6 protein-coding genes are annotated in these 9,839 nt (G+C 68.5%); 3 read left to right on the forward strand and 3 right to left on the reverse strand.

Annotated features, from left to right (window positions below; genetic code table 11):
- Positions 1 to 412 precede the first annotated feature (412 nt).
- The gene (locus tag NCCP691_RS11290) at positions 413 to 913 is read right to left on the reverse strand and encodes a methylated-DNA--[protein]-cysteine S-methyltransferase (protein WP_220808378.1); all 501 of its coding nucleotides are present in this window, start codon (positions 911 to 913) and stop codon (positions 413 to 415) included.
- A gap of 4 nt (positions 914 to 917) precedes the next feature.
- Positions 918 to 2,396, reverse strand: a complete 1,479-nt coding sequence (locus tag NCCP691_RS11295) for a DNA-3-methyladenine glycosylase 2 family protein (RefSeq protein ID WP_238482402.1) — start codon at positions 2,394 to 2,396, stop codon at positions 918 to 920.
- 300 nt (positions 2,397 to 2,696) lie between these two features.
- Between NCCP691_RS11295 and NCCP691_RS11300 the strand changes: the two genes are divergently transcribed.
- A complete protein-coding gene (locus NCCP691_RS11300) occupies positions 2,697 to 5,606 on the forward strand; it encodes a sensor domain-containing protein (RefSeq protein WP_220808380.1) in 2,910 nt (969 codons plus the stop codon).
- 7 nt (positions 5,607 to 5,613) lie between these two features.
- Here the strand turns inward: NCCP691_RS11300 and NCCP691_RS11305 are convergent, their stop codons facing one another.
- Positions 5,614 to 6,726, reverse strand: a complete 1,113-nt coding sequence (locus NCCP691_RS11305) for a GNAT family N-acetyltransferase (RefSeq protein WP_220808381.1) — start codon at positions 6,724 to 6,726, stop codon at positions 5,614 to 5,616.
- Between the two features lie 159 nt (positions 6,727 to 6,885).
- Between NCCP691_RS11305 and NCCP691_RS11310 the strand changes: the two genes are divergently transcribed.
- Positions 6,886 to 8,022, forward strand: coding sequence for a GNAT family N-acetyltransferase (locus tag NCCP691_RS11310; protein WP_220808382.1), 1,137 nt, complete (start codon positions 6,886 to 6,888; stop codon positions 8,020 to 8,022).
- A gap of 210 nt (positions 8,023 to 8,232) precedes the next feature.
- Complete coding sequence (locus NCCP691_RS11315) at positions 8,233 to 9,741, forward strand: HupA family protein (RefSeq protein ID WP_220808383.1); 1,509 nt, start codon at positions 8,233 to 8,235, stop codon at positions 9,739 to 9,741.
- Positions 9,742 to 9,839 lie beyond the last annotated feature (98 nt).

Below are 9,839 nucleotides of genomic sequence, written 5' to 3' on the forward strand. Positions count from 1 at the left end.
CCGTCTTCATCTCCCAGCATTCGTGCCGGCACGACTGATGCTCCCGGCGCGTCGGGCGCACCTGGCGCTGCTGGCGCTGCCGGCAGCACTGGCGCAACCTCCGGGGCCGCGACAAGCGGCAGTGGCAGCTATGGCTCCTCCGGCTCGTCTATGTCCTCGCCGAGCGTGAGCCCAAGCAGCTCCGGCGCCACGACGAGTCCCCTCCCGAGCTCCTCCACCTCTCCTGTGCCGGGCGGCGGCACAAACGCTCCGGGTTCGGGCAGCAGCGGATCTGGCTTGGGCAGCGGTGGTTCGGGCGCCGGTGGCTCGGGCGCTGGTGGCGCTGGTGGGTCGGGCAGCGGTTCGCGCTAATCCGCCACGCTACTCATCATGTAGCAATATCGCCGGCAGCGGTTTTCGCTGCCGGCGATTTTTATTGTGCTCCCGATATCGAACCACGGGCGGCAGCCTCGTGAGCCAGCAGGAAGCGCTTGCGATCGAGGCCGCCGGCATATCCTGACAGCGCGCCGGAACTGCCCAGCACCCGGTGGCAGGGCACGATGATCGATACGGGATTGCGGCCGATGGCGGTGCCTGCGGCGCGCACCGCCGCAGGCCTGCCGGTGACCGCGGCGATCTCGCGGTAACTGCTCGTCACGCCGAACGACAGCCGGCGCAACGCCGTCCATACCGCGACCTGGAAAGGCGTTCCCTTCAGATCCAGCGGCACGTCGAAAGCATGCCGGTCTCCGCTGAAATACCCGTCGAGTTCGGATGCTGTCTGGCGCAGCAGCGGATGCCGCTCGTCCATGCGCCAGTCCTGCGGACCGTCGAAGTATTTGTGCTGCGCGAAGTAGACGCCGCAGAGTCCCTCGTGCGTGGCGGCGAGCAGCATCGTGCCGAGCGGACCGGGGTATGGCATGTAACTGATCATGGCTTTACTCCATCCAGAGCGCGAGCGCGGCGTAGGCGCGCCAGGGGGACCAGGCGTGCGCGCGCGCGGCGAGTTGTTTTTCGGTGAGGCGGCCGCCACCCGGCGCCGCCTGTTTCTGCAAGCCGAGGTCGCCGGCCGGGAAGGCATCCGGAAAGCGTAGCGCTCGCATCGCGATGTATTGCGCGGTCCATTCGCCGATGCCGGGCACGGACTTGAGACGGGCGACTGCCTGCTCCAGGCTCGCGCCGGGACGCAGCTGCAAACCGCCGCCGGCGGCGAAGCGGGCCAGCGCGCACAGGGTCGCGGCGCGTGCGCGCGGCAGGCCGATCGCCGCGATGTCCGCAGGGTCGGCGGCGGCCAGGCGGGCAGGCAAGGGAAAGTGGTGCGTGATGCCGGCCAGCGGCGTTTCGCAGGCGTCGCCGAAGCGTTCCACGAGCCGCCCGCACAGGGTCGTGGCGCCGGCGACACTGACCTGCTGGCCGAGGACGGCGCGCACGGCCAGTTCAAACGCGTCGAAGGCGCCGGGAACGCGCAGGCCAGGCGAGGCGGCGATACGATCGGCGATCAGGCTGTCGGCAGCGAGATGGGCTTCGATCGCCGCCGGATTGGCGTCGAGGTCGAACTGCTGTCGCACCCGGCCCAGCAGCGGCATCAGGACGCCTGCGAGCGAGGGCGAAACTTCCACCTGCAGCTGGCTGCGGTGTTCGACCGGCGTCGCGCGCAGCCAGCCGGTCAGCTCCCCGACCCGGATGCTGCGCGCATAGCTGCGCGCGCTTGCATCCACCGACTCCACCTTTGCCGCGGCGCGACCCGAGAGATAGCGCAGTACCCGATCCCAGTCGTAGGGCGGACGGTAGGCCAGCCGCAGCGTGAGCGCGCCATCGGCGCAGGTACGCCGCGGTGCGCTGCGTCGAAGCTCGCCCGGGGCGATGCGGTAGCGTGCGGCGAACAGGGCATTGAAGCGGCGCACGCTGCCGAATCCGGCGGCAAACGCGACTTCCGTCATCGGCAGGCCGGTTTCCTGCAGCAGCTTCTTGGCGAACAGCAGGCGCTGGGTCTGCGCCAGCTCCACCGGGGTGACGCCGAAATGCTGCAACAGCACCCGCCGCAACTGGCGGGAGGAGAGACCGACCTCGGCGGCGAGCCGTTCCAGCTTGCCGTCGTTGAGCGCGCCGCCGGCAATGCGCTGCCAGACCGCGTGCGCCAGGTTCTGCTGCAGCGCATACGGCGCCAGCTCGGGGCGGCAGCGCAGACAGGGACGGAAACCGGCCGCCTCCGCGGCGGCGGCGCTGGAGAAGAACTCGCAGGAGGATTCGCGCGGCGTCTTCACCCCGCACACCGGCCGGCAATAGATGCCGGTGGTCTTGACGCCAGTGAAGAACACGCCGTCGAAACGCGCGTCGCGCGCGGACAGCGCGCGATAGCAGCTCAGGCGGTCAAGCGCGGGCGATGCGGACGGCGGGCTGGAGATGGATGCGGGCATGCCGCATTTATACTCCTGGCGGCCGCCCCCTTGCCAGCCGTTTTCGGACATGAGTGCCGATGCGCCGCGCGGGAGATATCTCAGGCGGCAACACCGTGGCCGCGGGCGGGAGCGTGCCCGACAGGCGAAGCCGCCGCCACGCCGGCGAAGATGCGCCTCAGGTAGCGGGAGGGCACGGCACCGGCGGCAATGCGGCAGGCATCGGGCGCCCTGCTTCAATCGAAAACTTATATCGCACGTGTCCGAACTTTTCCCGCCCGCCGGCATTCTTGTCAGACAGGCCGGACTACGGGGACTGAGATGAACGAGAGCGATGTCCGGGAGTGGCCGGCGGGCTGCGGCGTCATGCATGAGCGGATACGGCGGCATGACTGGTCCGCCAGCCCGCTCGGCGAATTATGCGGATGGCCTTCGTGCCTGCGCGCCGCGGTGGATATCATGCTTGGCCTGCCGCTGCCCGCGATGCTGCTGTGGGGCCGCCGCGGGGTACTGTTCTACAACGACGCGTGGCGCACGCTGGCCGGCGACGACCATGCCGGGCGGCTCGGCAATGCGATGGCGGACGAGACCGCCCATCCCTGGGTGGCCCACATGCGCAGCCTGGTCGCGATTCTCGACCGCGCCGGCAGCGACGGCCGGACGGTGGAGCTGGCCTCCGCCAGCGGTCCCGCGCAGCGCCTGCGCTTCGACTACGCGACGGTGTCCGATGAGGGCGGCGGCCCCGCAGGCATGCTGGCGCTGGCCAGCGGCGACGGCGGCCTGCCGTCACTGGTACGCCGGCTGCGCGACAGCGAGGCGCGGCTCAACGCCATCGTCACGCGCGCCCCGGTCGGACTGTCGGAGATCTCGGACCAGGGACGTTTCCTGCGCGTCAACGACGCCCTGTGCAGCATGCTCGGCCGCAGCCGCGAGGAACTGCTCGCGGCCGGCGTGGCCGACGTCACCCATCCCGAGGATGTGATGCGCAGCCTCGAAGCCTTCGGCAGGCTGCTGCAGGAGCGCGAGGCGGTGTCGGTGGACAAGCGCTACCTGGATGCCGAAGGGCGCGTGATCTACGCCCGCAGCAGCCTCAACCTGCTTGACCATGGCGGCCGCCGCACGGTGCTGGCCGTCACCGTCGACCTCAGCGCCCGCCGCCTCGCCGAACAGGCGCTGGCCGAAAGCGAAGCGCGCTTCCGCGCCCTGGCCGACGCCTCCCCGGCGCTGATCTGGCACCTGGATCCAAACGGAAAGATCGATTATCTGAACCGGCGCTACCTCGCCCTCACCGGCCGCTCGGCGGAAGACCTGGAGCGCAACTGGACGTCGGAACTGCATCCGGACGAACGGGATGCCTGGCTGCAGCAGCTCGCGCACGCCCGCGGCAGCCGCTCCTCGGTGCGCGGGCGGCTGCGCATGCGCAGCGCCGACGCCGACTGGCGCTGGATGGAAACCCATGCCTCGCCGTGGTTTGGCGCCGGCGGCGCTTACGCCGGGCATGTGGGCATTTCGATCGACGTCACCGACCTCGTGCTCACCCAGCAAGAGCTTGCCGTCAGTAATGAACGGCTCAAGCTGGCGATAGAAGGGTCGGGCGACGGCGTCTGGGACTGGGACATCGCACATGACAGGGTGATCTGCTCGGACCGGCTGCGCCAGATGCTCGGCTACGACGCGGCGGACCGCCTCGATTCAGTGAAGGACTGGGCGCAGCGGACGCATCCGGAGGACAGGCAGGGCGCGCAGGAGGCGCTCGACGCCTGCATGGCGGGACGCAGCGCCGCCTACCGCCACGAACACCGGCTGCTGTGCAAGAGCGGCGACTGGAAATGGGTGCTGGCGCGCGCCATCGTGGTGGCGCGCGATGAACACGGGCGCGCGCTGCGGATGACCGGCACCGTCACCGACATCTCGGAAAAGCGCCAGTCCGAGGAAGTGATCTGGCGCCATGCCAATTTCGACGGCCTGACCAAGCTGCCGAACCGGCGCCTGTTTCGCGACAGGCTGGAATTCAGCGTGCTCAAGGCGCGCCGCAACGGCCTGCCGATGGCGCTGCTGTTCATCGACCTCGACCGCTTCAAGGAAGCCAACGACCTGCTCGGGCATGATGTCGGCGACCAGTTGCTGGTGGAGGCGGCACACCGCATCGCGCGCTGCGTGCGATCGTCCGACACCGTGGCAAGACTGGGCGGGGATGAGTTCACGGCGATCCTGACCGACCTCGTCGATCTCGCGCATGTGGAGTGGATCGCGCAAAAAATCATCAGCGCGCTGTCCGAGCCTTTTCGCCTCGGCAACGAGGTGGTCTATCTGTCGGCCAGCGTCGGCATCACCCTCTATCCCAGCGATGCGCAGACGCCGCAAGCCCTGATCCGCAACGCGGACCAGGCGATGTATGCCGCCAAGAACGGCGGACGCAACCGCTTCAGCTACTTCACGCCGGCGATGCAGGCGCAGGCGCAGACACGACTGCGGCTGATCGCCGACTTGCGCGGCGCGCTCGCAGGCGAAGAACTGCAGGTCTGGTACCAGCCGGTGGTGGACCTGCGCAGCGGCAGGATCGCCAAGGCGGAAGCCCTGCTGCGCTGGTTCCATCCGCAGATGGGCCTCGTCGAGCCGCAGCGCTTCATCCCCTGCGCGGAAGAATCCGGGCTGATCAACGACATCGGCGAATGGGTGTTCCGGCAGGCCGCGCAGCACTCGCGGCGCTGGGGCGAACGCCTGGGGCAGCCGTTCCAGATCAGCGTCAACAAGTCGCCGGTGCAGTTTTTGGGACGCGGCCGCGACAGCGACTGGGGCGGCCATCTGAAGGATCTCGGGCTGGCGGGAAGCAGCATTTCGGTGGAGATCACGGAAGGCCTGCTGCTCGACGCGTCGCCGATCATCATCGACCGCCTGATGCAGCTGCGCGGCGCGGGCATCGAGGTGGCGATCGACGACTTCGGGACCGGGTATTCTTCGATGGCCTATCTGCGCAAGTTCCAGATCGACTATCTGAAGATCGACCGCTCCTTCGTGCAGCAGGTGGCGACCGACAGCGGCGACCGCGCGATCGTGCGCTCGATCATCGCGATGGCGCACGAACTGGGATTGCGGGTGGTCGCGGAAGGCGTCGAGAACGACGAGCAGAGACATGCGCTGGTCGAAGCGGGATGCGACTACGGACAGGGCTACCTGATATCGGGCGCGTTGCCGCCGGAGGCGTTCGAGCAGATGCTGCTGGCGCGATAAATTAGCGCTAGCCGCCGTCCCGGGCCGGCGGCCGCGTCTCCAGCGCACCGCCCTGCCGCAGTTTTTTCAGCGCATGCACGGTGCGCCGCAGGACCGCACCCATCGACCCCTGCTCGCGCACCTTGGCCAGCAGCCAGTCGCGCGCCTCCATGCGCGCGCCGGTGACCGCATTGCGCATCGCCAGCCGCGCGTGGCGCAGCATCTGCGCGCGCGACCGGTAGAGCGCGATATGCTCGAGATCGCGCTGCACGCCGGCGAGCCGGTACTTGTATTCATAGCGGCCCCACAGGAAGTGGTATTCGTCACCGCCGCGCTCGATGCAGGCACAGATATTGAGGAAGCAGCAGAGCGTGCCGAGACGATAGCTGTCGTATGCCGGGTCGTGGGCGATCACCTTGAGGAAATAGCTGCCGCGGTAGTGCAGATTGATGGCGCCGGCGCACAGCCTGCCGTTGAGGCGCAGCAGGCTGGCCATGCCGTGCTGCCGCACCATCGTCAGGATGCGGCGGGTTTCCTCCGCATCGATGTAGCTCTCGTGCCGCTTGCCCTGCATGCGGGCGGCGTTCATGCGGATGATGGCCAGCAGGTCTTCCTCCGCGACATGCGCGCCGTCGACGAACTCATGCCGCATGTCGGGGAAATCCTTGCGCAGGCGGTTGAGATAGCGGCTGACATAGCTGCGGGTGGCCTTGCCGAGGCGCGCGCGGTAAGCCTCGGTCGTCGCCGGCAGTTCGAGCACGATGTCTTCCGTGCAGCGGAAATGCTGAGCCGGAAGCGTGAGGGCCCCGCCGCGTATCGCCACCGCGTTCAGATCGATGATGTTGACGCCGGCGAAGGCGGCGAAGACATGACGCGCGAAGCGGTCCACCTCGGCGGCGTCGATACGCAACTGTTCATTCAGCACCCGCAGCGTCTCGCCATGCCGGCGGAAGAGCAGCACGGCGCTGACCTCGCCATCGCGGCGCGCCACATACGCGCCCGTGCCGCCGTCGAGCGCGCCGTGCAGCGCATGATGGAGCAGCGTGCAATACGGATTGCGATACAGCCGCTCCAGCTCGCCGGCGACGAACTCCGGCACTGTCCCTTCGTAGAGGGAAATCGTCTCTTCCTGTCCCTGCATGCCGCTCCCCTTGTCGCCGACTGACTGTCCGCGTCCCCATGCAAATGCGAAACCGGTTTATGCCAGCGCAAGCCTGCTGCGCAATGCGTATGACAAGCGGCGCCGTGCCGGATACAGTGACATCGCCACTCTCGACGAAGTTCACGCTCACTGAACCGAATGACGCCTGCTTCAACAGCGCTTCACGACAGGCTCCCGCATGCCGGGACACGAGGGCTGCTCGACCTCGGCGGCAGCGCGCTGCCCGTCGAACTGGACGATGCGTTGAGCCGGCTGTACGGCAATATCCATTCGACGCCTGCCCATCTGCGTATCTACGGCGGATTGGACGAGGTCAATGCCGTCTATGTGGCCCGCGATCACGAGGCGCTGTCGGCGGTGCTGCTGTTGCGCGACGATGGCCGCCGGCTTCGCGTGATCAACGAAGGCATGCGACTCGAGGCGGCCGCGCTGGAGGACTTCGCGCGGCATGCGTTCGCCGCGCGGCCCCACCTGTCCGCCATCGAATTCAATGCGGTGGAAGCGCCACCGCTGACGATCGGCTTTCCGGTGCAGCAAGCCATATGCACGGCCGACATGCCGCTCGCGCTGCCGCCCGATGCCGACACCTATCTCGCCTCGCTCGGCAAGAACATGCGGCGCAACCTGCGGCGCTACATGGACAGGCTGCTGCAGCTGCATCCGTCCTTCCGCTTCGAGATCCTCGAACGCGAGGCGATATCGCCCGCGGACGCGCGCGCGGTCATCGACCTCAATCGCGCGCGCATCGCCGGCAAGCAGCAGGCGTATTCCATCGACGATGAGGAAGAACGGATCCTGGCGCTGCTGGGCGAGCGCGGCATGGCCGGCATCGGCAGGATAGACGGCAGGGTGTGCTGCGGCGCGCTGGGGTATCGGGTGGGCGGGCGCTACTTCTTCAAGATCATCGGGCACGATCCGCAATACAACCCGTGCTCGCTCGGCATACTCTGCTGCTATCTGATGATCCGCGCCTGCATCGAGCGCGGCTGCAGCGAATTCAACTTCATGTGGAACGAGTATGAGTACAAGTACGCGCTCGGCGCTCGCCGCCGCGATCTGCAGCGCGTCGTGATCTACCGCTCGCGCCTGCATCAGCTGGCGCAGGGACGGCTGGCCGCCGGGCTCGCGCTGGCCGGCGCGCGCCACCGCGCCGCGGCGCTGCTCGAGCCCGGCGCGCGCCTCGATGAATTGCCGGCCGGTGCCCGCGCCACCGCCCATTTGCTGCGCACCATGCGCGCGGTCAAGCGCGGACTGGCTTTCCGCCGCGCTACCTGACGCCGGTCACGCTTCGTGGCGATCACGCAACGTCATCCCGTGTCAGCTTAACTGTTATCAAACAGGCATCTGCACGAACAGCGGAATATCGATCGACGACATGATCGCTCCGGCTGCGATCCTTGCCCGCACGTCTGCCCGTACCCCTGCCAGCCCCGGGCTGGACAAGAGCCGGACCTTCCAACCGTTTTTACCTTGCAAAGGATTGCCATGGATAACCGCCGCCGCTCGCCGCTCGACGCGTCTCGCACACTCTCCCTCGATGCCCTTCGTCCGCTCTGCATGGCGCTGCTCGCGGCCGGCATGCTCGCCGCCTGCGGCGGCGGCGGCGGAGGCGGGGACGACAACCCGACCGCCGGCGGCGGCACGCCTTCCGGGGGAACTCCCTCGGGCGGCACTCCCTCGGGCGGCACGCCTTCCGGCGGCGTCGCAAGCACCATGATGTCGTGCCCGGACGGCGCCGGCTGGCAATGCAGCGGCGGCTACCTGCGTCAGGATAACGGCGTCACCCTGACCAACTCCGGCGTCCAGGTCTATGGCCGCTCGACCAGCGACCTGCAGTCCCGCAATCCCGAACCAACGGGCGCCTTCGGCCTGGAGCCGGCTTCCGGCGGCCTGGCCGAGCTGCGTGTCAACAGGAACGCGGAACAGGGCGTCGCCCGCGCCGCCCTGCTGCTGAGCAACCTGGATCTGCGCTGGGACGGCAGAAACGATCGTCCGCTCATCATCGAGACCTTCAATCCGACCTATGGCAGGACCGTGCTCGGCACCGGAGGCGCGCTGCAGGAAGCCACGCTGCCGGATGAAACCGACCTGAATTTCTTCAACTACCGGGAAGCCAACCTCGGCGCCACCGCCACCCAGGCCAACTATGCGAACAACCGCTACTTCCCGCGCCGCAATCCCTCGCGCTGTCCCGATCCGCAGCCCGCGGGCGGCTGCGCGACCACCGAGACGAGCGGACTGAGCGTCATCAGTACCGGCGACTGGCGCACCGGCGGCATCAATCCGGAGCAGACCCGGGCCGTGCGGGTACACGGCGACGGCGACGTCCACGCCGGCAATGGCCCGAACGACGCGAACGGCAATCCGACCTATATCGTCGGCGGCAACGGGCCGGGCGTGCCCTTCCCGGGCTCCAAGGGCTATCGCGAGCTGGGCAACTCCAGCCTGCGCTATGCCAACCTCGCCTCGTGGGTGACGCAGGACACCGTGCTCATCCGCGAATGGACCACGATCGGCGAAGAACACAACAAGGTCCGGCGCGGCATGGTCGCGTTCGGCGAGGTCACCGATCCGGCGGTCGTTCCCGCCAGCGGCAGCGCCAGCTATGCCGGCACGGTGCGTGGCTGGTATTCGGCGGACGGGACGGGGGATCCGACGCCGTTCTCCGGCAGCGCGACGCTGACGGTCAACTTCGCGAACCGCCAGGCCAGCATCGTCGTGCAGGACGCCAGGGCCGACAACACCGGCGCCGCGGTGCCGCTGAACTTCAGCGGCACCGCCAGCATCGGCGCCGCCGGCAGCAATATGGCGAACTACATGACCGCCCCGCTGACCGCCGGCAGCCTGACCGGCGGCATCGGCGGGCGCTTCTTCGGCGCGGTGGCGAGCGGTGGCAGCGGCGCCGGCCCGGCCGAGGCCGCCGGCACTTTCATGCTCAACAACGCCACCAGCAAGGCGACCGCGGTAGGCGGCTTCATCGCCCGCAAGCAGTAGTCGTCCGCGGCGCACATGCGGTGACGGCGCGCCGGTTCCGGCCGGCGCGCCGTTTGCGCGCCATCGCCGGCCTGGCCCGGTGAATCCGGCGGTCCACA

This window comes from Noviherbaspirillum aridicola, assembly GCF_019656455.1.
In the GTDB taxonomy this organism is placed as follows: domain Bacteria; phylum Pseudomonadota; class Gammaproteobacteria; order Burkholderiales; family Burkholderiaceae_D; genus Noviherbaspirillum; species Noviherbaspirillum aridicola.